The following is a 22376-nucleotide window of genomic DNA, read 5'->3' on the forward strand; positions in this document are numbered from 1 at the left end:
CATCACATCTCTGGCAGTGATTGCGAAACCTCGCGAAGGGCACCTGGCGGGTGGCCGACAATGCGCTTAAAGGCCCGGCTGAATGCCGCGAGCGAGCCATAACCAAGTCGCAGCGCCACGGTTTCGATGGGCTGATTTTCATGGCGGATGTACTGGATCGCCAGCCGCATACGCAGCTCGCTGAGATATTTTGCCGGGGTGCTGCCGGTGGCAGAGAGAAAGCGCTCGGCAAACACGGAACGTGACGTTCCTGCCTCTTTTGCCAGATCCGCCACGCTCCAGTTAATGCCGGGTTGCTGATGCATGGCGTAAATCGCCCGGCTCAGCCGTGGGTCGCGCAGCACCTGCACCCAGCCGGTGGCTTTGCCGCAACCGGCTTCCACCCAACCGCGCACAATCAGCGCCGCCACCACATCCGCCAGACGTGCCAGGATACCCGCAAAGCCAACCTGGCGGGTCATCGATTCGCGCTCCATGGCGGCAAGCAGGGGGTGAATCTCCGGCCAGGTAGACATTAACTTACTGACCATCATCACTTCCGGCATCGCTTTAATCAGCGGCTGCATCCCGCCCAGCTCGAAATCCATACATCCGCTGAATATCACCACGTTCTCGCTCCCCTTACAGGGTTCGCAGGTAATCTGGCAGACCGAACTGCAAATGGCTTCGCCCTGAAAGGCGGCGAGCGGCGTCGCCGTCGCGTTGTCATCAGAGAGCAGGGCATGGGCGTTGCCGTTGGGGATAAACAGCGCATCGCCGCTATTGAGGGTAAAACGGGCGCCGCTCTCCATCCGCAGTACCGCCGGGCCGCGGCTAACGAAATGAAACTGCGCTTTACCGGGCGCGGCATCAAAGGCAAAACCGAACGGTGCGCTGGCCTCGAAGCGGCGGTATTTCACGCCAGACAGACGCATGCCCCGCAGTAACTCGCTGATGAGATCGGGTGTCTGAGTCGTCATCGCTACAACTCCGGACGAATTATCAATAATTGGAGATTATATGTCATAGATCGTCCGCAGGGAACTTCCTATGCTTTGCGACATTGGTCACATTTTTATGGCAGGAGAAAAACAGATGAACACAGATGTCGCGGCTGAGGTTACTGCGCCCGTAAAACCCGCCTGGCGAGCCGTCTATTCACTGGGGCTTGGGGTGTTTGGTTTGATTACCGCAGAGTTTTTACCTGCCAGTTTACTGACCCCCATGGCAGCGAGTCTGGGGGTCAGCGAAGGGATGGCCGGACAGGCGGTGACCGCCACGGCACTGGTGGCACTGTTGAGCGGATTGCTGATTGCCGCCGCTACCAAAAATATCGACCGTCGCTGGGTGCTGATCGCCTTCTCGTTGTTACAAATCGTCTCCAGTCTGCTGGTGGCTTTTGCTCCTTCGCTGCATGTCTTATTGCTGGGGCGTCTGCTGCTTGGGGTGGCGATTGGCGATTTCTGGGCCATGTCGACGGCCACCGCGTTAAGGCTGGTGCCAACAGCGCAGGTGCCGAAGGCGCTGGCGATTATCTTTTCCAGCGTGTCGGTTGCAACGGTGGTCGCCGCACCGCTCGGGAGCTACCTGGGCAGCCTTATTGGCTGGCGTAATGTCTTTATTCTGTGTACCGCACCGAGCGCGCTGGCGCTGCTGTGGCAATTATGGGTACTGCCATCCATGAAGCCGGAAAACAGTGGCAGCCTGAGCGCACTGTTTCGCGTACTTCGTCGACCAGGCATGGTGGGCGGGATGCTGGCGACAATCCTGATTTTCAGCGGCCATTTCGCCTTCTTCACCTATCTGCGCCCTTTTCTGGAGACTGTCGGGCAGGTGAGCGTGGAGAGCATTTCGTTGATCCTGCTCGGATTTGGGCTGGCGAACTTTGTCGGCACGTCCATCGCCGGGTATCTGCTGTCGCGTAATCTGCATTTAACCCTGGCGCTGGTGCCGTTTGTGATGGGGTTGATGGCGGTTGCGATGGTGCTGTTTGGTCATCTGGCAGGTCTGGATGGACTGCTGGTCACCCTGTGGGGCTTTGCGTTTGGCATGGTGCCGGTCGGCTGGACCACCTGGCTTGCGACAACCGTACCGGATGAAGCGGAAAGCGCGGGCGGGCTGATGGTGGCATCCGTGCAGCTTGCCATTAGCGCGGGTGCGGCAGGCGGTGGGGCCGTGTTCGATGTCAGCGGGGCGGGTGGCGTCTTCATCGGCAGCGGGTTACTGCTGTTGACGGCGATGATCATTGTGTTTATCGGCGTACGGACAAAACCGGCTGCCGCATAAAAATGGCGCAAAGCGCTTCGTGCCGGATGAGCAGCCCGAAGCGCTGAGCGAGGCATTGGCAGCCTGGTTCTGTTAAGCGTCAATGGACGCTATTCAGGACGCTGCTTCCTCAGGCACGTTGGTGCCCGTGCCTTCGGGCAGGAAGGGGGCGATTTCGGCCAGTTCGTCCTCGCTCAGTCTGAAGCGGGCAGCATCAAGGAGTCCGTCGACCTGGGCCGGGCGGCGCGCGCCGACAATCGCACCCGATATCGCCGGGTGTCTCAGTACCCAGGCAATCGCCACCGCTGCCGCTGCCAGCCCATGGCGTTCACCGATCCGACGGAAGGTCTCAACCAGTGCAAGGTTTCGGGTCAGTCGCGGCTCCCTGAAATCCGGACTGCGGGTTTTACGCCAGTCGTCATCGGGAAGGCGGGCGATGCGTTCACGCGTCATCGCGCCGCTCAGCAGACCCGATTGCAGGGTTGAATAGGCGATCACGCCGATACCCGCTTGCTCACAAAATGGCAGGATGTCGGACTCGACCTCGCGCATGAGCGCCGAGTAAGGCGGCTGGAGCGAGGCAATTTTCGTAACGGCAAGGGCGCGCCTGAGTTGTGCGACGCTAAAATTAGAGACGCCGATGGCGCGGATCTTGCCTTGCTGACGCGCCTTTTCCAGCACGGAGATCGCAGCTTCAATGCCGTCGTCCGGGCCGTCTGCCGGGAAAGCCGGCCAGTGGATCTGATACAGATCGATGGTGTCTGTCTGCAGGCGGCGCAGGCTTTCGTCAATCTCACGGGCCAATGAATCCGGTGCCAGGGAGTGCGAAATCTGCCGGGTTGTCGGGTCCCAGACCAGACTGCCTTTTGTGAATACCAGCGGACGGCGCGAAGCCGGTACACGGCGCAGGACTCTTCCGACAAGTTCCTCGGCGTGCCCAAGTCCATAAACGGCAGCGGTGTCGATCCAGTTCACGCCGCGTTCCACGGCATATTCCAGCGCGGCCAGACTTTCATTGTCATCCTGCGTTCCCCAGCCAAATTCCCAGCCCGCTCCCGCGATGGCCCAGGTTCCCAGACCGATGGGAGAAATAGTGAAATCGGCATTACCCAGTTTTTTCTGCTGCATAGTTTAACTCCTTGTTCAATCAGACGGCGCCAGTGTGGCACGCTGGATAGAAGGCGATAAGCCATGTTATGTTTGATGAACTACTGAATAATTCTCATCAATATGACTATCGATCTGCATGAACTAGACGCTTTTGAAGCCGTGGCGCGGCATCGGAGTTTCCGCAAAGCTGCCGCCGAGCGCGGTGTTTCCGCCTCAGCCCTGAGCCATGCCATGCGTGGGCTGGAAGAGCGGCTGGGGGTTCGTTTGCTCCACCGCACCACCCGCAGTGTTACGCCAACCGAGGCGGGGCAGCGCCTGCTGGCCCGCCTCGCCCCCGCTTTACGCGAGGTAGCGGATGCGCTTGTCGATCTGACGGCATTACAGGCGGTGCCCGCCGGTACGCTGCGTCTGAACGTGCCGCGCCCGGCTGCCTGGCTGGTGCTGGCCCCTGTACTGGCGGGTTTTGTGGCGAAGTATCCGTCGGTGAAAGTCGATGTTGTGACTGACGACGGCCTGGTTGATATCGTGGACAGTGGCTTTGACGCGGGTATCCGTTTTGGCGAGAGCCTGGCCGGAGACATGATTGCTGTCCCTGTCGGTCCCCTCCAGCGTTTCGTATGTGTTGCTGCGCCGTCATACCTGAAACTGAGAGGCGTACCCAAATCGCCGGATGAACTGCTGGATCACGCCTGTATTGGCCGGCGTTTTCCAGGTGGTCGCCACTATCACTGGGAATTTCTGGTCGCAGGAAAACCGCTCGCCGTCGCTGTCTCCGGCCCTTTGGTGTTTGACGACGATATGCTAATGATTCAGGCTGCACGCGATGGCGCTGGCATTGCTTACCTCTACGAGGCGATGGTGAGCGAAGAGTTAGCCGCAGGTCGGTTGGTCTCTCTCCTGGATGGCTTTAGCGCGCCGCCGGGCCGTTTTTTCCTCTACTATTCCGGACGACGGAATCTGCCGACCGCGTTGCGGGCATTTGTCGATTTTATTCGCCAATAAACGCCATCGCTTTAAACACCGGAATACCAGAAAAATACCCACTGAGGGAGAGAGCTATGTCAGCTGAGAATCTATCCCGTATGGGGGTAGCAAGAGTGGTGCTTCTTGTTGATGAAACGGGTCGTCAGATTATCGAAAAATCTCCCGTTGGTGAGGTGGAGTATCATTTTTATCATCAGGCTGCCGGCGAACTCAGCCGGGCAGGGGTGACTGTACCAAAACTGTTATCAGCCGATCCTGACCTTCGTAGTCTGAGACTGGAATATATCCCCTTTGAGGTTAGTCAGGACGAAGTGTCCGGCGATAAAATTCTCGCAACGCTGTGCTGCCTGCACCGTTATATCGCCAGCCCGCAGTGGGTTTACCATAACCATGGCTGGTCAGAGTATGCGCTTGAGCAATCTCTGCGGTTGCTAGCATTACCCGGGAAAAGCGCGCAACAGCTTCGGCGTTTTCAACAATATAGTGATGTTTTGTTTGGTTATCAGAGTCTTGTTTCTGGTGATAGCAATGCCGGTAACTGGGGAAAAAGAGCGAATGGTGATGTTGTGCTTTTCGACTGGGAAAGGTTTGGAAGAGGAAGCCCGGCCATCGATCTAGCTCCCCTCATTAAAGGAATGGGAACGAAATCCGCGTTTTTTGACCTTGCAGCACGCTATTGCCAGTTATCGGGCCAGTGTAATTCCAATGCACTGGCGCGAGAAATTGCCATTGCAAAAGCATGGATCGTCACCGAAGTGATTACGCTGCTTTATGAGCGGGAAAAAACAACCTTGCCTTTGTATCTTAACTGGTACAAGGAACATCTTCCCGACTGGTTAGATAATGTCGGCAATATGCTTTGAATAAATACAGGCATTAAAAAGCCGTCTGCTGATGGCTCAGGTTCACTATTTTAGCTGTATTCAATAATAGTGAACCCTTCATCTGCAGTCGGTGCAGTGAAATGATACTAAACAGATTTTTATCATCAGATGAAGCTAGCTGGGGGAGGATGTTAAGTCTCCTGTTTTGAGAAAGGATCACTGAGGTCGCTTTGGGCCGGACCTTTCCGGGAATCATTTTTATATAATGAGCAGGTCTGAATCCGCGATAGTAAGAGAATATCCTCATACGCAAGGCAACGAAGATGAAATCCGAAAGTGCGTTAGTTTTAGAAGAGCTCAGGTCCAAATTGCGCCCTGCATCGGTGGCTCAGGTAGGTGGTTTTCGCCCCAGTGCAGATCCTCTTACCTCCTGGTTTTTAAAAGGAGTATCGCTTGCAGGCGAAGGACTGCCTGTCTGGAGAGGGAAACCGATGTTTCCGCTTCTTCAGATTCGTATCGATGAGCTCCCTGTTATTCCTGAACAACTCGAGAATGTCGCTCTTCTGGTGCTCTTTCATAATATGGAAAGCCATCCTTTTGACCAACCCCATGGTGAAGGCTGGCTAATTCGTGAATATGCCACGCTTGAGGGGCTTGAGTTATTACCTGAACTGGTCACGCCGTATCGCGCGTTTCCTGTGCGATGGTTAAGTGTGAATGATGATACGCCGGGCTGGGAGGATGCCTGGGATATTCTTGATCTTTCTGCCGTAAACGATGATGAATCAGCCAGTGACAGTTTCTTTGAGGACTTTAGCCGCTATGGGGGAACCAAAGTTGGCGGATACCCTGCGGAAATACAACATGGTGTCGGGCTTGAGGATTTCGTCTTTCAGGTGGGATCTGAGGAAAAAGTTAACTGGATGTGGGCGGATAACGGCATTGGCTATTTTCACAAATCACCAGACGGCGTCTGGCGGTTTTCATGCCAGTTCTACTGATAAATTGACCTGTTATCCGCTGTTAAGGGGCGTCGGCGTCATTGGTTTTTAATCGCTTATGCAAACATGTGCGCATTTCTGCTTTTTCTTATCGCTGCCGTCATGCCTCCCGCGGCCGATCGCGCCGCGCCATAAGCGAAGATTACACGTAATATGCCGTTTCAAAATAGGGAGGAGGAAAGCAAAACGAGTCCCGGTGGCTTGCACCGGAACGCATCACCCGCTCCCGTTGGATCAATGCTGTTTACGGTGTAGCCATTAAAATGATCATGTCGTTCCCTCTGGTTATGACTGATGCGCAGGAATGCGGGCAATCACCTTAATTTCAAAATCGAATCCTGCAAGCCAGTTGACGCCAACAGCAGTCCAGTTTGGATAAGGGGGATGCGGAAAAACAGACTGCTTAACCTGCATAATGGCGGGAAATTGATTCTCGGGATCGGTATGAAATGTCGTGACATCAATCAAATCATCAAAGGTACATCCAGCAGCATCAAGAACCGCTTTCAGGTTATCGAAGGCAAGTCGGACCTGAGCGGCAAAATCGGGTTCCGGCGTGCCATCTGGCCGGCTTCCGACCTGACCAGAAACAAACAGCAAGTCGCCAGAACGGATCGCGGCGGAATAACCGTGTTCATTATAGAGAGCATGGCGATGAGCAGGAAAAACAGGCTCGCGTTGAATCATAGGGTTTCCTCTTTTCAAACAGATAGCGCAGATGAAGCAATACAGGACGGAATGATTTAACATACGCGATGTATGTGTAATAATTATCACATACATCACGTATGTCAAGTGAGATACGCGATGTATGTCAAAAAGGAGAGGGTATGGCTGTTAACCGCCGAATCGAGGCGATGGAAGAAAATCGCGCAAAAATGATTTCAGCCGCGCGTAAGGCCTTTGCAGAAAAAGGCTTTGCTAATGCATCAATGGATGAATTAACCGCAAGTGTGGGTCTGACACGCGGAGCGCTTTATCACACCTTTGGTGATAAAAAGGGGTTACTCGCCGCGGTCGTCACCCAGATAGATAGCGAAATGGCTCAGCGCGCAAAAGCCGCTGCCGCAACAGCCAGCGATGACTGGGAGAGATTGCTGGCCGAAGGTATTGCCTACATTCAGATGGCGCTGGACCCGGAAGTGAGGCGCATTGTCCTGCTTGACGGCCCGGCTTTCCTGGGCAATCCCGCTCAATGGCCCAGCCAGAATAGCTGCCTTGAATCCACCCGACAAACCCTGACAAGCATGATTGAACGCAAGGTCGTCAAAGAGATGGATGCAATGGCCGCTGCACATCTGTTGAACGGAGCGGCGCTCAATGCTGCACTGTTGATAGCCGCGAGCGACGCTCCGCAAAAAAGACTGCCAGACGTTATTAAGGTATTTACGCTGCTTGCCAGCGGGTTACGTAATCATTCAGGCGAATCGCACTAAGATCGCTGCGGGATGCGGCTGGCCGGATCTGAGGGCAGACCAGAGGCGCGCCGGATAAGCCGGATACTTAGCCCTGCGCCAGTGGCGAGGCATGCTGACATCGTCAGAAGCGCGACAATAAAGGCATGCGTGATATTTGCGCCGCTTTTATCGGTGCCCAGCATGCTATAAAAAATACCCCCGATTATGGCGACGCTCAGCGCAGTGCTGATTTGTAATCCCGAGCTGGTTACGCCGGCAATCATGCCTGAAAATTCCGGGGCAACGCGGCCCGTTACCATCCGGACCAGCGTTGGCATCGCCAGCCCCTGGCCAAGACCGGTAGTAAAAAGCAGTACTGCGAGTGGCAGCATGGCTGGGGAGCTGCCTGTCAGCGTACTGGTAATCAGCCATGCCAGGCCTGCTAACCCCAGGGTCTCGCATCCCATCCCGATTGCGCTCAGGTAATTTCCGATAAAGCGCCGCAGCCAGGGCGTCAGTAACGGTCCAATCAGAAAGCCGATGCCAAAGGGCAGAAAAAGCAGGCCCGCGGTCAGCGCGTTTAAATGCAACGCCCCTTGAAGATAAACAGAAAACAGAAGAAAGAAGGCGCCAATGGAATAGAACAGCAAAACGATCGCCAGTCCCTGTCCCACCCCGGGCGCGCGGAGTACGGCCGGATCAAGCAGTGGAGAACCGCCATTCTGACTAAGGCGATGTTCATAACGCCATAACAACGAGGCCAGCAGCGGGACAGCAAGAAGTGACAGCCACGTCCACCAGGGCCATCCCGCCTCACGGCCTTCAGTCAACGGCACAATCAGCATGCTCAGCGTGACGGTTGCCAGTAGCATGCCGATGGGGTCCAGCCGCTGAGCAGATTGCGCCCGCGTCTCTTTCAGTAACGGCAGGCCAAAGAGGATAACCAGCAGCGCCACCGGCAGGTTAACGAGAAAAATCGTCCGCCAGCCCAGGTGAAACAGGTCCGCTGAAATCAGAATACCGCCCAAAACCTGCCCGATAACCGAGGCCAGGCCAAACACAGCACCATAGATACTCAGCGCTAATGGTTTCTCCGCTTCCGGGAAGATGGCCTGTACGGAGGCCAGCGCCTGTGGTGCCATAATGGCGGCCGTCGCGCCCTGTAACATGCGCCCTGTAATCAGGACCCACGGTGACCAGGCTAAACCACAGAGCAGTGATGCAGCAGCGAAACCGATAAGCCCAATAAAAAACATCTTCCCGCGACCGTAAATATCACCCAGGCGGCCGCCCGTTATTAATGTTACCGCGTACACGGCAGCATAGGATGAAATGACCAGCTGTTCTGCGGAGGAAGAGGCGCCAAGCTCACCCTGAATGGCAGGCAGCGCAACATTAACGATAAAAAAATCGAGCGGTGGCAAAAATGCGCCGACCAGCAGGATGACAAACATTGCCCAGCGACGCGGCTCGGCTTGCGTGAGGGTATGTGTCGACATAGAACGCTCCGTATATAACGGTTTCGTCCCCGCTAAGAGACGTGTTGGGAAATTGTGGGGCAGGGCGCTGGATGGGGGTGTCAGCGCATGCCGCCAGAGGCCAGAATGATCTCGCCGGTGACCCACCCCGCGTCATCTGAGGCGAGAAATGAGACAATCGGCGCGACATCCTGCACCTGGCCGATACGGCCAAGTGGCGTCTGACTTTCATTCCATGTCTGGAAATCCGAGTTCATCGCGCCCGCACTATGGCTCCCTTGTGTTTCGATAAGGCCGGGGTTGACCGCGTTGACGCGGATTCCCCGCGGGCCGAGTTCCCGGGAGAGAACGCCGGTGATGGCGTCAATCGCGCCTTTAGTGCCGCTATAGATGGCGCTTTCGGGGATAAAGACGCGAGTGACGAATGAGCTGATGTTAATGATGCTGCTGCCTTTCGTCAGATGCGGCGCAGCGGCGCCAGCCATTAACAGCGGGCCCAGAACATTGATGTCGAACTGTTTGCGATAGAGCGCTTCGGTGCTCTCTTCAATCCTGGCGAACTGATAAATACCGGCGTTGTTTACCACAATGTCCAGCCGCCCGAAATGGTCGATGGCCGAGCCGACCAGCGCCTCGACCTCCGCCTGGCTGGTGACATCCGCCGCTACCGCCAGAGCCTGCCCACCGGCGGCTTCAATATCCGCGACCACCATATCGGCACTGCTTTTGTTCGCGGCGTAATTGACGATGACCTTCGCACCGTCAGCCGCCAGCTGGCGGGCAATGCCAGCCCCGATACCGCTGGAGCCACCGGTCACGATGGCAACCTTGTCTTTTAATTTGTTCATCTCTTGAGCTTCCTGAAATCGCCGCACGGGCGGTTTAGCTGAGGAGACTATGTTGATAGTTACATAATTGTTTTGGAACTGACACTTTTGTATATTCGATGTTCATTTTTGAACGGTGAGGCTATGACATGGAATGGGGCGACGTCCGGATATTTCTGGCAGTCATGCGTAAGGGCTCTTTCGGAGAGGCGGCTCGCAGTCTTGGCGTAAGTCACCCTACAGTGGGGCGCCGGATAAAAGCGCTTGAAGATGAGGCGCAGCAGGCGCTCTTTCGTCGGACAACTAACGGGCTGGTGCTAACGGACGCCGGCGACAGGGTTATGACGCTGGCAGAAGCGATGGAAAACTCAGCGCTGGCGATGGAACGGCGCCTGGCAGGGAATCACGAACGTCTTGAAGGAATATTGCGGATATCGTCGGCAGAGTGGTTTGCTAACTATGTTCTGGCGCCTGTTCTGGTCGAACTGACGCAGCAACATCCGGCCATTGTGCCGGAGATCATCGCAAGCTACCGCTTACTCAATCTTTCGCGCCGTGATGCCGACATCGCGTTTCGCATCGTGCCTTTTACCGAGCCGGATATCGTTCAGCGCCGCCTGATGCGCATTCCCTATGCCCTGTATGGAACACCTGAAATCGCCGGGCTCGCGCAAAGCGACCCGGCCGCAGTAGGGTTAATTCTTATGAATACCGCACAATCCCATTTTTCCGACGTCGCCTGGCTGCTGGAAAGGTTCCCGCAGTCACGACGAGTCTTCACCAGTACCAGCCGGGCCGTACAGGCACAGATGTGCCAGCGAGGGATGGGGATTGCCGTGCTGCCGCGACCGATTGGTGATGCCACCACCGGATTGCAGCCTGTCAGTATGCCGGAGCCACCGCCGTCCAAAGATATCTGGGTGGGGTATCACTCTGACCTCCGGCATATGGATCGCCTGCGGGTCTTACTGGATCTCGCCGATGCGATGCTCGCCGATCCCGTGACGGCAGCCACGTAAGTCTACGGTTTACGGATGCCAGTCATACTGCTGAAAACGCCGTCGCGCAGGACGAATGCATGCAGCAGCGCAGCGGCAAGATGCAGCAGTACCGTTGCGAATAACGCCAGGGCAACCCAGGTATGAAGCGGCCGCAGTAGCGCATACCAGTCATTATTCACGTGCATAATGGGGGGCAGAACTATGCCATTCCCCAGAGTGACGGGATACCCGGCTGCCGAGAGCATCGCCCAGCCTGTCAGCGGCTGGGCCAGCATCATCAGATAGAGCGCCCAGTGCGAAAGATGGGCCATTGTGCGCTGCCATGCAGGAATGGAGGCGGGCAAAGAGGGGGTAGCCGTAGTAAATCGCAACCACAAACGAACGATGACCAGAAGTAATATCATCACCCCCAGAGGCTTGTGGATCGACACCAGCAAGCTGTGCAGGGAGGATACGGTCGAGACCATCGCCACACCGATAAACAACATAATGAGAATCGCTGCGGCCATCAGCCAGTGCAGGACGCGCAATGCCGGATGAAAATAAGCGACCTTTTTCATAAGTTTTCTCCTGCCTGTTGTGCCTGTTCATGGGTACGCAGATTGTAGGATTTGGCATAAGCCGAGGAGCGCGCGTTAAGTATCGGATCATCAGATGCTGCTATGCCGTCAGGCAAAATCAAAGGATCGTAGTTGATGTCATTACAGGGCCCCTGCTGTTGAGGGATAGCCTTATTTAAGACCAGCGTACCGGCATTAATCGTTTTCCGGTCGGCGGGCCATGCTTTCGTGGAATCGTTACCTTTGTCGCCCGCCTGAGCCAGCGTGAACACTAAATCCCATTCCAGCGTCCCCTGTTCCAGACGATGTACAAGATCCTGTTGCAGAAAATCGGTGTTCTGTTTATCAGCATCACTTATGGGGGCGAACCCGGTATGCGGCACCATACTCCAGCGCACCAGTTGTTCATTGCCTGCCTTATCAATCAGGCGGAAAGCATTCAGGCTGTTAAAACGATCGCTGGCCCAGCTTGAAGAGGGAATGTATTGCTTTGCCCAGGCAAAAAACGGTTTTATTTCCGGATGCTGCATAACAAAAGCACTCAATTTTTCCGGATTCGGTTTTCCGGTTGCAGCATCCGGCAGGGTCGCCGTTTGAAGTTCATAGAAGCCTTCAACGGAACTGACGGGGAAAAATGGCATGGCATTCATCCCGGTGCGCCACTGCTCACCATTACTCTGTTGGAAGGAGAGCGCCATACTTCGGACGGGCACGGCATAATCCGGTGCGCCAGGATTTCCACCTGCAATGGCAAAACGCCCTGTTACAGCAGTTTCACCTTTGCCAAATAGTATGGCCCGTGACAGCGTGCTGGCATTCCCGTTTGAGATAAATTTTCCCAGTACGCACATGCCTTTCGCATGATTACGGCGATAGCCTTTATGAACGCCACCTGACTGTTGCAATACAGTGACCAGCTTGTCGGACGTCAGACGTTCAGGCGTAAGCCAGCCGCCAGCCCACAGAAATAATCCAAAAAGGATCAACGGAATAATGCCAACCAGCGCCAGACGCACGAAAGTTTGTCTGTTTACCTGTGATTTAATATTCATCGGATTAACTCATTTTGTTCGCAATATTTTTAAAAAAGAGCAGTGCATTTAGCCTGGTTGTTTCGCTTCTCTTTTTTGTCGAACGGTTAACGACACGGCTGATATACAAAAATAGAAGGCGCCAAACGCAGCATAACCCGCAATATTGTCTATAGACGGTGGCTCTGGCGTCCGGGCCTGAAAGATAAAAAATGCGCCTGCCAAAGCAGACTGAGCGCCACTTAACATCATGCTCCATTGCGCACCATAATTTTTCCAGCGCTGAACCGCCGCACCGAGTTGCAGCAGGCCTGATAATATTGCCCAGCAACCGAAGATACGAATCACATCATTTATGCTGCTGATGCTCACTATTACTGCCAGCGTTGTGAGGGCACTGACGATAATATTGACGGTCTGCATCCGGCTACGACCAAATCCACCGCTTTTAACTGCATCAATATAATTAGCCATCGCATCCCAGGCGGGATAGAGAATTAACAAAAGCGATGCCCAAAAAGGCGAAGAATGGCCAATGGTAAAAACGGCAATAACCCATAAAACTGAGAAAAGCGTACGGGAAAAATAATACTGTTTGAGCCAGTTTTGCTGAATCTCGTGATGAATACTATCGGACATTTCAACCCTCTCAACCTGGCATGTTGAACAAATGGAGCATCAGAATGAGCTTCCTCTCGTCAGTAAACCTACTAGTAGGTAGGTAAAAGGTCAACATGTTTTGCTGCAACCAGGTTACGTCATAACAGGAGCATTGAGAGGCGAGAGGTAAGGGGAGGTTTTGCAACAAGTGTTACCCGGTTAAAAGACCGGGCAACTGTCAGGCTACTTTTACAACTTTGTTGATCAGTGGATAAGCAATCTGATCAAACACCTGCGGATTATTGAATGCTCGTGCTGCCAGCATGGCGCCGTGTATGCCTGCCATCAGCGCTCTGGCTTCGGCTTGCGCGGTTTCATTTAACTGGAAAATACCCAGGGCTTCACCCGCGCGGAGTAATGATGTCAGCCAGTCAGAGAGATCGCTGAAATGGCCGGTGACCTCAGCGGCAATCTCCACCGGTAATGTTGGCAGCTCAACGGCAAGCATCACGCAGATACAAAATGGTGAAGAGCCATCTTTGATACAAGCCGACCAGAAATCGGCATAACCTCTCACTTTGACGAGGGGATCGTTTATTTGCTGATCCATGGCCGCCATTCCGGCCTGAGCTTCGGCACGATACTCCTGTACAACCGCCTTCACTAAATCTTCTTTGCCCGGAAAATGGTGATGGATACTGGCTTTACGAATACCGACCCGCTCAGCAAGATCGGCATAGCTAAAACTTTTATACCCTCCGGCGGTGAGCAGTTGTCGCGTATTAGCCATAATTTCACGCGCTTTCGGTGAACGTTCGATCATTTCACTCTCCAGTAATCAATCCAGGTAAAAAATTCTTGAGATCAGTATCTTGTGCAGGATTCAGTCTGGACAACCTACTGGCAGGAAGAGAAATTGTCAAACCGCCAGACCCGGCATCGGCTGAGCCTGAATATCTCTTCGCGCATTTCCTTTGTGAAAAGTTGAAGCTTATCTGTACAACATTGACACTATACCATCCTACTACTAGGATGGTTTTAGTTCAAAACATCCCGGTGGAGAGACTTTATGACGGTTATCCGTTTCCCTGACAGGCGCAAGTTAACCGCAGCAGAAGGCCCGTTCCGTTCATTTTCCGGTTTAAGTGCAACGAATAAGGGGCAATCGCAGCGGAGTGAATTATTACAACGGAGCCAGCACATGCGCTGTAACGGTGATAACGAAGCCGTTCGCCATTTTGCGTTGATGATAGCCGATAAACTGTTAAGCGATCCGGAACTCAACCATGCTGCGCCCTTTATGGTGGACAAAATAATCAGGATGTTGGTGAATGAATCTCGTGATATTCAGTAGCAGCCTAATGCGAGGAGACAAATACTGACGCTTGTTGCGCCGGTGGAACAGCAAAGTTACGCTGCATGCGTTTTATCTCCTCAGCCGGTGGCAGACCAAACAGGCGCTTAAACTCGCGATTGAATTGCGACGGACTTTCATAGCCGACGGCATAGCTCGCGGCGGCGGCGGTAATAGACTGACGCACCATCAACATTCGCGCCTGGTGCAGGCGTACTGATTTCACATACTGCATTGGCGGCACGCGGGTTATCGCTTTGAAATGGCTATGAAATGTAGGCACACTCATTCCGGCTTCCATCGCCAGTTGCGTCAGCGTTAACGGTTCAGCGTAGGTGGCATGGATGCGCTGTAGCACTTTACCGATTTTGCCAAACTGCCCCTGCAAAGCCAGCGCCGCACGCATTGCGTTCCCCTGTGCACCCGTCAACACGCGGAAATAGAGCTCACGTACCCGGCCGGGGCCGAGGATGGCCGCCTCAAACGGATTGTTCAACACTTCAAGCAGGCGCAGTACAGCCGCTTTTACCGCATCGTCCATCGGGCTCGACATCATGCTTTGCGGCGCGGCGGGAGGATGCGGGTTGCCATGCTGTTCGATCTGCAACATGAGTTCAGCGGCAAGCTGAAAATCCAGATGCATATAAATCGCCAGTAACGGATGTTCTGGCGAAGCGTCGGTTTCCATCACAAAGGGCACGGGCACCGAAACGGCCAGGTAGTGTTGCTCATCATATAAATAGGTCTGCTGACCGAAAAAACCGCGTTTACTGCCCTGGCAGACAATCACAATCCCCGGATCGTAAAGCACAGGCGTTCTGGAAAGCGGGCGATCGGCGCGTAAAATTCGCACATCAGGCAACGCAGTCAGGTTGTAACCCTCCTGCGCCGCAAGGGTTTTCATTAAGGTGAGCATCAGAGACATTTTCGCTCCTCATAAAATCAGGCAAGAAAAAGAGAAGATATGGCCTGAAAATCCAGCAGTTCAGAGAATACCATGCAAACTCTACTGTTCATGGAGCGCTTTTTATGACATTTACAAAAACCATTTTAATCACTGGCGTCAGCAGCGGCTTCGGTCGGGCACTGGCGCAGGAAGCTCTCGCCGTAGGCCATCGGGTTATCGGGACTGTGCGCAACCGCGAAGCACAGCAGGCCTTCGAAGCCCTTGATACTTCGCGGGCGTTCGGTCGCCTTCTTGATGTCACGGACGTTGCGCGCATTGATGGGGTGGTTGCAGAAACCGAAGCGACAGTTGGCCCGGTTGATATCCTTGTCAACAACGCGGGCTACGGCCATGAAGGGATAATGGAAGAATCCTCGCTTGAAGAGATGCGCCGGCAGTTTGATGTGAATGTGTTCGGCGCAGTGGCAATGATCAAAGCGGTCCTGCCCGGTATGCGCCAGCGACGCCGCGGCCATATCATTAATATCACTTCGATGGGCAGTTTCATTACCATGCCTGGTATCAGCTATTACTGCGGCAGCAAATTTGCACTGGAAGGTATATCAGAGACGTTAAGCAAAGAGCTTGCCCCGTTCAACATACACGTAACGGCCGTGGCGCCGGGGTCATTTCGGACCGACTGGGCTGGCCGCTCAATGGTCCGCAGTGCCCGCAGCATTGCGGACTATGATGCTTTATTCGATCCCATTCGTCAGGCTCGTCAGGAAAAAAGCGGTAAGCAACCCGGCGATCCTGTGAAAGCCGCACGTGCCATTCTGGCAATAACGCAGAGCGAAACCCCGCCCACGCATTTGTTGTTAGGCAGTGACGCATTAAGTTTAGTGCGAGAAAAACTCGCGGCATTGGGTAAGGAAATAGAACAATGGGAAAAAATAACGCGCTCAACCGATGGCTGATTAATTTCTGCTACAGAGCACATTAGCGGGACAAGGATGGCCGGTTATATAACCGGCCATTTCGCACGGGCAGGGGGTTTTATACTTGTTTTCTTCATAACCACAACGGTGAGAACGCAATTACCCTAAAGATTGTTCATGGTTAGCCGTTAATTAAGCCGGGAATGAAGCAAGTTCGTTATGAACGAAGAGACAAAAAAGTAAGGACTGCGACCCCTTTCAAATGGACGTGCTTAACCTGTGATATGTCCATTGCGCAACATCTTGAATAGTGTGCTGAATATGAAGAAAAACGCTAAAGAAAAATTAGCGGTTTGTTGTTCCTGCCACTCCTCAATATATTACTAATGGTCTGTGATTATTTCACTTCGCAGGTAATGACCTTAAAGCTGGGTATGAATACGCTGGGTCGTATTCCTGTTTATCAGACCTCCTGGCTTTTTATTGCCGCAGGAATTAACCTGATTTTACTGCTCCTGGTTATTTATGCTGCCTCTCTTTTTTTGCGTAAAAAGAGCGAGTTACCGCCGGCGTATAGCCTGTTGCGCACCAACAGTATCGCGGTCATGCTGATTGACCGGGCTATCACTTCATACTTATTTTCGCCTCTTGCGCTGAACTTTGCCATTATTATGCCTGTTGTCAGGTATCTAATTTATGCTTGCATCTGGATACCTTACTTTCATTGTTCTGTTCGGGTTAAAAAGACGTTCGTTGGGTCGCATCATATATCCTTAACATCTGGAGACATACAGGGCACATAAAATGAACGTTTCGTGCTTCAAATACCTCAGGCCAGCCATTGAATAGTTGTGGCCTGTATCGGTAGCGCTATATGCTCTTTATGAGGTTCGGGCTGGCTGGATAAAGGAGTCAGTTCGCTCTGGATGAAGTTTGTGGCACACGGTGGAAACTCTTTTTTACGCGTCAGGTCACTCGTTGATTGCTTCAAAAAAATAACGGTATTTGTTATATTATTGCTCATTGATTACTCACCTCTGCGGTGCCAAAAAGAAAAAGATTCACCGCAACCCAGGATACTGAAATGTTAGATTACCGCTTCCCGACAGCTTTGCAGATGGTTCTCAGCGTAGCGATGGCGGAGCAATCCGGTGAACGTTCGACGAGTGCGATTCTGGCCTATGGTCTGGAAGCGAATCCGAGCTTCATCCGCAAATTGATGGTGCCCCTCACACGTGACGGCATTATCGTCTCAACACTTGGCCGCAACGGCTCTATTCATCTTGGCCGACCGCCCGAAGAGATCACCCTGCGCGATATCTACCTGTCCGTCATCGAAGACAAAAAGCTTTGGGCGTCGCGACCCGATGTACCGGCGCGCTGCGTGGTCAGCGCCAATGCGTGCTGGTACTTTAAATCTATCGCTGATGAAGCAGAACAGGCGTCGTTAGAGGTATTAGCTCGTCATACCGTGGCAAGCGCGCTGGAAAAGGTCAAAAAAGCCGATACCAGCGGCTGTGACCCGGTGCCTGAAATTGATACCCGGTATAAAAAAGCGCTTTAATAATTCTCTTTTTGCGAAAAAAAACCGCCTCACTGTGAAGGCGGTTTTTTGTTATCTGCGATGTCCCTATGCAGGCAGAACCTCTCTTTCCACTTTGCCGCGCGTGACGAATTTACGCAGCGTCACGTAAAAGACCGGTGTCAGGAACAGACCAAACAGCGTCACGCCCAACATACCGGAGAACACTGTGATCCCGGTAACGCCGCGCACTTCTGCGCCCGCGCCGTGGCCGAGGATCAGCGGAATGGTCCCGGCAATAAAGGCGATGGAGGTCATCACAATCGGACGTAAACGCAGGCGGCACGCCTCCAGCGCCGCTTCCATGATCCCTTTACCCTGGATTTCCAGCTCGCGGGCAAATTCGACGATAAGAATCGCGTTTTTACACGCCAGCCCCATGAGAACCACCAGACCCACCTGCACGAACACGTTGTTATCGCCGCCGGTCAGCCAGACGCCAAACAGCGCGGAGAGCATCGTCATCGGCACGATAAGGATCACCGCCAGCGGCAGCGTCCAGCTTTCATACAGAGCGGCCAGCACCAGGAACGCCAGCAGCACCGCAACCGGGAAGACAATCAGCGCCGTATTGCCCTGAGTGGCCTGCTGGAAGCTCAGATCGGTCCATTCAATATTCATTCCGTTCGGCAGGATCTGCTTAGACATCGCACCCAGCTGCGTCATCGCCTGTGCGGATGAAAGCACGCGCGGGTCGGCATCGCCAATCAAATCCGCCGCCGGATAACCATTGTAACGAATCACCGGGTCCGGCCCGTAGGTAGTACTGATATTCACCATACTGCCGATTGGCACCATTTCGCCCTGATTATTACGGGTGCGCAAATTGGCAATATCCTCCACGCTTTCACGGTATGGTCCATCGGCCTGCGCCATCACGCGCCAGGTACGCCCGAACTGGTTAAAATCGTTCACATACGACGATCCCAGATAGGTTTGTAGCGTACCGAACAGATCGGTCAGCGACACCCCCTGCGCTTTGGCCTTATCACGGTCAACCTGCACATCGAGTTGCGGAACGTTCGCCTGGTAGGTTGAGATCGGGAAATGCATCCCCGGCGTCTGCATAATCGCGCCGGACATCGTATTTACCGCGTTTTGCAGCGCGCCATAGCCCAGACCAGCGCGATCCTGGATGTAGAGCGAATAGCCCGACCCCTGACCCAGCCCTAAAATTGGCGGCGGCAAAATGGAGAAGCCGAAGCCCTGCTGGATTTGGGCGATTTTCGCGTTGATCTCAGCGTTTATTTCCGCAGCGGTATGTTTACGCTGGTCAAACGGTTTCAGACCAAAGAAGACCGTCCCGGTATTCGGCGTGTTGGTGAACTGCAACGCATTCAGACCCGGAAAGGCGACCGCATAATCCACGCCTTCGGTATTCATCCCGATTTCGCTCATTTTGCGGATCACCGCATCGGTGCGCTCCAGCGAAGAGCCTTCCGGCATCTTCACGCCGCCAATTAAATAGAGCTTATCCTGAGTCGGAATAAACCCGCCGGGTACGGCTTTAAACATCACCCCGGCGGCACAGAGCAACAGCACATAGACCACAAACACTGCGCCACGGCGTCCGAGCGTTTTGCCCACCAGTCCCTGATAGCCGTCCGAGCTGCGGTGGAAAAAGCGGTTAAACGGACGGAAAAGCCAGCCGAACAGACGGTCGATAAGCCGGGTAGGGTAATCTTTCGGCGCGCCGTGCGGCTTTAACAGCAGGGCAGCCAGAGCGGGGGAGAGCGTCAGCGAGTTGATGGCGGAGATCACCGTTGAAATCGCAATCGTCACCGCAAACTGTTTGTAGAACTGACCGGTAACCCCGGAGAGAAACGCCATCGGCACGAACACGGCGCACAGCACCAGCGCGATGGCGATAATCGGCCCGGACACTTCGCGCATCGCCTGATGCGCCGCCGCAAGCGGAGCAAGCCCCTCTTCGATGTTTCGCTCGACGTTTTCCACCACCACGATGGCATCGTCCACCACGATACCGATAGCCAGCACCAGTCCGAACAAACTCAGGGTGTTAAGCGAGAAGCCAAGCAGATAGAGAATGCTGAACGTACCCACTACCGATACTGGCACCGCGATCAGCGGAATAATCGACGCGCGCCAGGTTTGCAGGAACAGGATCACCACCAGAACTACCAGTACCACAGCTTCGAGCAGCGTTTGCACCACTGCGCGAATGGAGTCGCGAACGAAAACCGTCGGATCGTAAGGCGCCGCCCATTTCATATCTTCCGGGAAACGCCTGGACAGTTCGTCCATTTTGGCGCGCACCGCGTTAGACAGATCAATGGCATTGGCTCCCGGCGACTGGAAAATACCAATCCCGACCGCGTCTTTATTGTTCAGCTGGGAACGCAGCGCATAGCTACCGGAGCCCATTTCGATACGCGCCACGTCGCGCAGACGTACCAGCGAGCCGTCTTGCGCCGTTTTCAGAATAATATTGCCAAACTCTTCTTCCGTATGCAGGCGACCCTGAGCGTTAATTGAGATCAGGAAATCGCTCTCTTTCGGCAGTGGTTCGGCGCCAAGCTGACCGGCGGAGACCTGTACGTTCTGCTCCTGCATCGCCGTGACCACATCCGAGGCGGTCAACCCGCGCGCCGCCACCTTATTGGGGTCCAGCCAGATACGCATCGCGTATTCGCCCGAGCCAAAAATCTGGATTTGGCCGACGCCAGGCAGACGCGCCAGCTCATCCTTCACTTTGAGCGTGGCGTAGTTACGCATATAGAGTGAATCGTATTTACCGCCGGGGGAGAACAGGTGCACTACCAGCGTCAGCGTCGGCGACTGTTTCTGGGTGGTAATACCCAGACGGCGCACATCTTCCGGCAGACGCGCTTCGGCCTGTGATACGCGGTTTTGCACCTGAACCTGCGCCTGATCCGGATCGGTTCCCGGACGGAAGGTGACGGTGGTCACCAGTACGCCGTCGGAGCCGGCAACAGATTTCATGTACATCATGTTTTCAACGCCGTTGATCGCTTCTTCCAGCGGCGTCGCCACGGTCTCGGCAATCACTTTCGGGTTGGCGCCGGGATACTCCGCGCGTACCTGCACGCTCGGCGGGACCACGTCAGGGTATTCGCTGACCGGCAACAGCGGGATGGCGATTAACCCTGTGATGAAAATCAGAATCGACAGTACTGCGGCAAAAATCGGCCTGTCGATGAAAAAACGGGAAAAGTCCATGTGTCAGATTCTCAGGTAAGGGATCAGTTGAGGGCGGTGCTGGTGGTCATGGCAACGGTTTTCGCGTTAACCGGCATCCCCGGCATAAACACCTTTTGTAAACCGTCAACAATGACTTTATCGCCAGGTTTCAGCCCCTGCTGCACGATGCGTAAACCCTCTGCCAGACGGCCTGGCGTAATATCGCGACGCTGAGCTTTACCTTCTTTATCAACGATATAAACATATTTGCGATCCTGATCGGTCAGCACTGCTTTGTCGTCGATAAGCGTGGCTTTAAATTCAGCGCTACCCGGCAGGCGAACACGGGCAAAGAGACCCGGCGTGAACTGACGCTGGGTGTTATCCAGCAGCGCGCGCATGCGGATCGTCCCGGTACTTGGCGTTAACTGATTATCAAGAAAATCCACTTTGCCCTGATGGGGATAGCCATCCTCACCGGTAAGGCCAATCTCAACCGGCAGCGCCAGATGATTATTGGACGCGCCTTGCCCGCTGCGGGCGAGATTTTGATAGTGGAGGTAGGTCGACTCATCGACATCAAAGTAGACGTAAACTGTCTTCTGCGAGACCAGCGTTGTGAGTACGCTGGCGCTGTCGCCCGCAGTGACCAGATTTCCGCTGGTGATCAATGCCCGACTGGCGCGGCCGTCGATTGGCGCGGTCACCTTGGTGAAATCGAGATTAAGTTGCGCGGCGTCAACCGCCGCCTGGGCTGCGCGAATGTCGGCCTGCGCCTGGGCTGCGGCCGAACGACGCTGCTCCCATTCTTCGCGGGAAACGAGGTTGGTACCGATTAATTTATCGGTACGGTTAGCCTCACTTTGCGCCAGGCTGGCCTGCGTTTTGGCTCTTGTTAGCGTCGCCTGCGCCTGTTCCAGCGCGGCGCGATAGGTTCTGTCATCGATGGTGAACAGCACGTCACCCTTTTTCACTTCCTGGCCATCGGTGTAATTCACCTTATCGATGTAGCCGGAGACGCGGGGACGTAGCTGAACGCTTTCCACCGCTTCAATCCGACCGTTAAAGCTATCCCACTGGCTAATGGATTTCACCACCACATCCGCAGCGCTGACGGCGGGCGCCTGTGGCGCCGCGTTTTGCGCGACACTGTCATCGCAGCCGACGATCAGTACGGAGAGCATCATCACGCCCAGCGCGCTCAGATGAAAGTTACCCCAATGTTTTTGCAGGCTCATTATTTTTATTCCGGTAATTGTAGCCGCCGGGCAAGACGCAGCGGGAGACGCCGCGCCACTTCCTTTGTCCGGGCAGGCTTAAGGCCATTTGTGTCGTTCATCGCCACAAAACTGTAACAGTTGCGAATACACTATCGCGGCGATTGTAGGGAGGTGCTT

At 54.3% G+C, this 22376-nt stretch carries 22 protein-coding genes; 10 read left to right on the top strand and 12 right to left on the bottom strand.

Annotated elements, in window-relative coordinates:
• Nucleotides 1-2 precede the first annotated feature (2 nt).
• Nucleotides 3-959 (bottom strand): AraC family transcriptional regulator, encoded by a 957-nt coding sequence (locus tag AAIG39_RS12590; RefSeq protein WP_090085040.1) that lies wholly within the window; start codon nucleotides 957-959, stop codon nucleotides 3-5.
• A 115-nt stretch (nucleotides 960-1074) separates the two neighbouring features.
• Between AAIG39_RS12590 and AAIG39_RS12595 the strand changes: the two genes are divergently transcribed.
• Nucleotides 1075-2265: an MFS transporter gene (locus tag AAIG39_RS12595; protein WP_343193994.1), complete on the top strand. Its 1191-nt coding sequence runs from the start codon at nucleotides 1075-1077 to the stop codon at nucleotides 2263-2265.
• 93 nt (nucleotides 2266-2358) lie between these two features.
• On the opposite strand, the gene AAIG39_RS12600 is transcribed toward AAIG39_RS12595, so the two are convergent.
• Nucleotides 2359-3372, bottom strand: coding sequence for an aldo/keto reductase (locus tag AAIG39_RS12600; protein WP_343193995.1), 1014 nt, complete (start codon nucleotides 3370-3372; stop codon nucleotides 2359-2361).
• A gap of 102 nt (nucleotides 3373-3474) precedes the next feature.
• On the opposite strand from AAIG39_RS12600, the gene AAIG39_RS12605 reads away from it, so the two are divergent.
• From AAIG39_RS12605 to AAIG39_RS12615, 3 genes are all read left to right on the top strand, one after another.
• A complete protein-coding gene (locus AAIG39_RS12605) occupies nucleotides 3475-4356 on the top strand; it encodes a LysR family transcriptional regulator (protein ID WP_343193996.1) in 882 nt (293 codons plus the stop codon).
• A 56-nt stretch (nucleotides 4357-4412) separates the two neighbouring features.
• The gene (locus tag AAIG39_RS12610) at nucleotides 4413-5201 is read left to right on the top strand and encodes a phosphotransferase (protein WP_343193997.1); all 789 of its coding nucleotides are present in this window, start codon (nucleotides 4413-4415) and stop codon (nucleotides 5199-5201) included.
• Between the two features lie 284 nt (nucleotides 5202-5485).
• Nucleotides 5486-6163, top strand: a complete 678-nt coding sequence (locus tag AAIG39_RS12615) for a DUF1963 domain-containing protein (protein WP_343193998.1) — start codon at nucleotides 5486-5488, stop codon at nucleotides 6161-6163.
• 285 nt (nucleotides 6164-6448) lie between these two features.
• On the opposite strand, the gene AAIG39_RS12620 is transcribed toward AAIG39_RS12615, so the two are convergent.
• Complete coding sequence (locus AAIG39_RS12620) at nucleotides 6449-6850, bottom strand: RidA family protein (protein WP_079496650.1); 402 nt, start codon at nucleotides 6848-6850, stop codon at nucleotides 6449-6451.
• A gap of 143 nt (nucleotides 6851-6993) precedes the next feature.
• Between AAIG39_RS12620 and AAIG39_RS12625 the strand changes: the two genes are divergently transcribed.
• Nucleotides 6994-7599, top strand: a complete 606-nt coding sequence (locus tag AAIG39_RS12625; RefSeq protein ID WP_343193999.1) for a TetR/AcrR family transcriptional regulator — start codon at nucleotides 6994-6996, stop codon at nucleotides 7597-7599.
• On the opposite strand, the gene AAIG39_RS12630 is transcribed toward AAIG39_RS12625, so the two are convergent.
• The gene (locus AAIG39_RS12630) at nucleotides 7596-9059 is read right to left on the bottom strand and encodes an MFS transporter (RefSeq protein ID WP_090085018.1); all 1464 of its coding nucleotides are present in this window, start codon (nucleotides 9057-9059) and stop codon (nucleotides 7596-7598) included. The genes AAIG39_RS12625 and AAIG39_RS12630 overlap by 4 nt on opposite strands.
• An 80-nt stretch (nucleotides 9060-9139) precedes the next feature.
• The gene (locus AAIG39_RS12635; protein WP_090085016.1) at nucleotides 9140-9886 is read right to left on the bottom strand and encodes a glucose 1-dehydrogenase; all 747 of its coding nucleotides are present in this window, start codon (nucleotides 9884-9886) and stop codon (nucleotides 9140-9142) included.
• 128 nt (nucleotides 9887-10014) lie between these two features.
• Between AAIG39_RS12635 and AAIG39_RS12640 the strand changes: the two genes are divergently transcribed.
• On the top strand, nucleotides 10015-10884 hold the full coding sequence (locus tag AAIG39_RS12640) for a LysR family transcriptional regulator (RefSeq protein ID WP_090085014.1): 870 nt from the start codon (nucleotides 10015-10017) through the stop codon (nucleotides 10882-10884).
• Nucleotides 10885-10886: 2 nt separating this feature from the next.
• Here the strand turns inward: AAIG39_RS12640 and AAIG39_RS12645 are convergent, their stop codons facing one another.
• The 4 genes from AAIG39_RS12645 to AAIG39_RS12660 form a co-directional block, all read right to left on the bottom strand.
• On the bottom strand, nucleotides 10887-11426 hold the full coding sequence (locus tag AAIG39_RS12645; RefSeq protein WP_090085012.1) for a cytochrome b: 540 nt from the start codon (nucleotides 11424-11426) through the stop codon (nucleotides 10887-10889).
• A complete protein-coding gene (locus AAIG39_RS12650) occupies nucleotides 11423-12478 on the bottom strand; it encodes a catalase family peroxidase (protein WP_343194000.1) in 1056 nt (351 codons plus the stop codon). The genes AAIG39_RS12645 and AAIG39_RS12650 overlap by 4 nt, the downstream gene beginning before the upstream one ends.
• 48 nt (nucleotides 12479-12526) lie before the next feature.
• Nucleotides 12527-13096, bottom strand: coding sequence for a DUF308 domain-containing protein (locus AAIG39_RS12655; protein ID WP_090085008.1), 570 nt, complete (start codon nucleotides 13094-13096; stop codon nucleotides 12527-12529).
• 199 nt (nucleotides 13097-13295) lie between these two features.
• Nucleotides 13296-13880 (bottom strand): TetR/AcrR family transcriptional regulator, encoded by a 585-nt coding sequence (locus AAIG39_RS12660; protein ID WP_090085007.1) that lies wholly within the window; start codon nucleotides 13878-13880, stop codon nucleotides 13296-13298.
• Nucleotides 13881-14126: 246 nt separating this feature from the next.
• On the opposite strand from AAIG39_RS12660, the gene AAIG39_RS12665 reads away from it, so the two are divergent.
• On the top strand, nucleotides 14127-14411 hold the full coding sequence (locus tag AAIG39_RS12665; protein WP_343194001.1) for a hypothetical protein: 285 nt from the start codon (nucleotides 14127-14129) through the stop codon (nucleotides 14409-14411).
• Nucleotides 14412-14415: 4 nt separating this feature from the next.
• Here the strand turns inward: AAIG39_RS12665 and AAIG39_RS12670 are convergent, their stop codons facing one another.
• A complete protein-coding gene (locus AAIG39_RS12670; RefSeq protein ID WP_343194002.1) occupies nucleotides 14416-15336 on the bottom strand; it encodes an AraC family transcriptional regulator in 921 nt (306 codons plus the stop codon).
• 104 nt (nucleotides 15337-15440) lie between these two features.
• Here AAIG39_RS12670 and AAIG39_RS12675 point away from each other — a divergent pair, with 104 nt between their 5' ends.
• The 3 genes from AAIG39_RS12675 (at nucleotide 15441) to oqxR (ending at nucleotide 17799) form a co-directional block, all read left to right on the top strand.
• Complete coding sequence (locus AAIG39_RS12675) at nucleotides 15441-16274, top strand: oxidoreductase (RefSeq protein ID WP_343194003.1); 834 nt, start codon at nucleotides 15441-15443, stop codon at nucleotides 16272-16274.
• A 314-nt stretch (nucleotides 16275-16588) separates the two neighbouring features.
• A complete protein-coding gene (locus tag AAIG39_RS12680) occupies nucleotides 16589-17038 on the top strand; it encodes a DUF2569 family protein (protein WP_343194004.1) in 450 nt (149 codons plus the stop codon).
• Nucleotides 17039-17319: 281 nt separating this feature from the next.
• Nucleotides 17320-17799, top strand: coding sequence for an efflux pump transcriptional repressor OqxR (gene oqxR / locus AAIG39_RS12685; RefSeq protein ID WP_090085000.1), 480 nt, complete (start codon nucleotides 17320-17322; stop codon nucleotides 17797-17799).
• Nucleotides 17800-17865: 66 nt separating this feature from the next.
• Here oqxR and oqxB read toward each other — a convergent pair whose 3' ends face one another.
• Together oqxB and oqxA are read right to left on the bottom strand one after the other, a co-directional pair.
• Entirely contained in the window at nucleotides 17866-21018 is a 3153-nt protein-coding gene (gene oqxB, locus AAIG39_RS12690) for a multidrug efflux RND transporter permease subunit OqxB (protein WP_343194005.1), read from the bottom strand.
• 23 nt (nucleotides 21019-21041) lie between these two features.
• Nucleotides 21042-22217 carry a multidrug efflux RND transporter periplasmic adaptor subunit OqxA gene (gene oqxA / locus AAIG39_RS12695; RefSeq protein WP_343194006.1) on the bottom strand — a complete coding sequence of 392 codons (1176 nt, stop codon included), beginning with the start codon at nucleotides 22215-22217 and terminating at the stop codon, nucleotides 21042-21044.
• Nucleotides 22218-22376: the final 159 nt, after the last annotated feature.

The sequence above is a fragment of the Phytobacter palmae genome (genome assembly GCF_039409775.1).
GTDB lineage: Bacteria > Pseudomonadota > Gammaproteobacteria > Enterobacterales > Enterobacteriaceae > Phytobacter > Phytobacter palmae.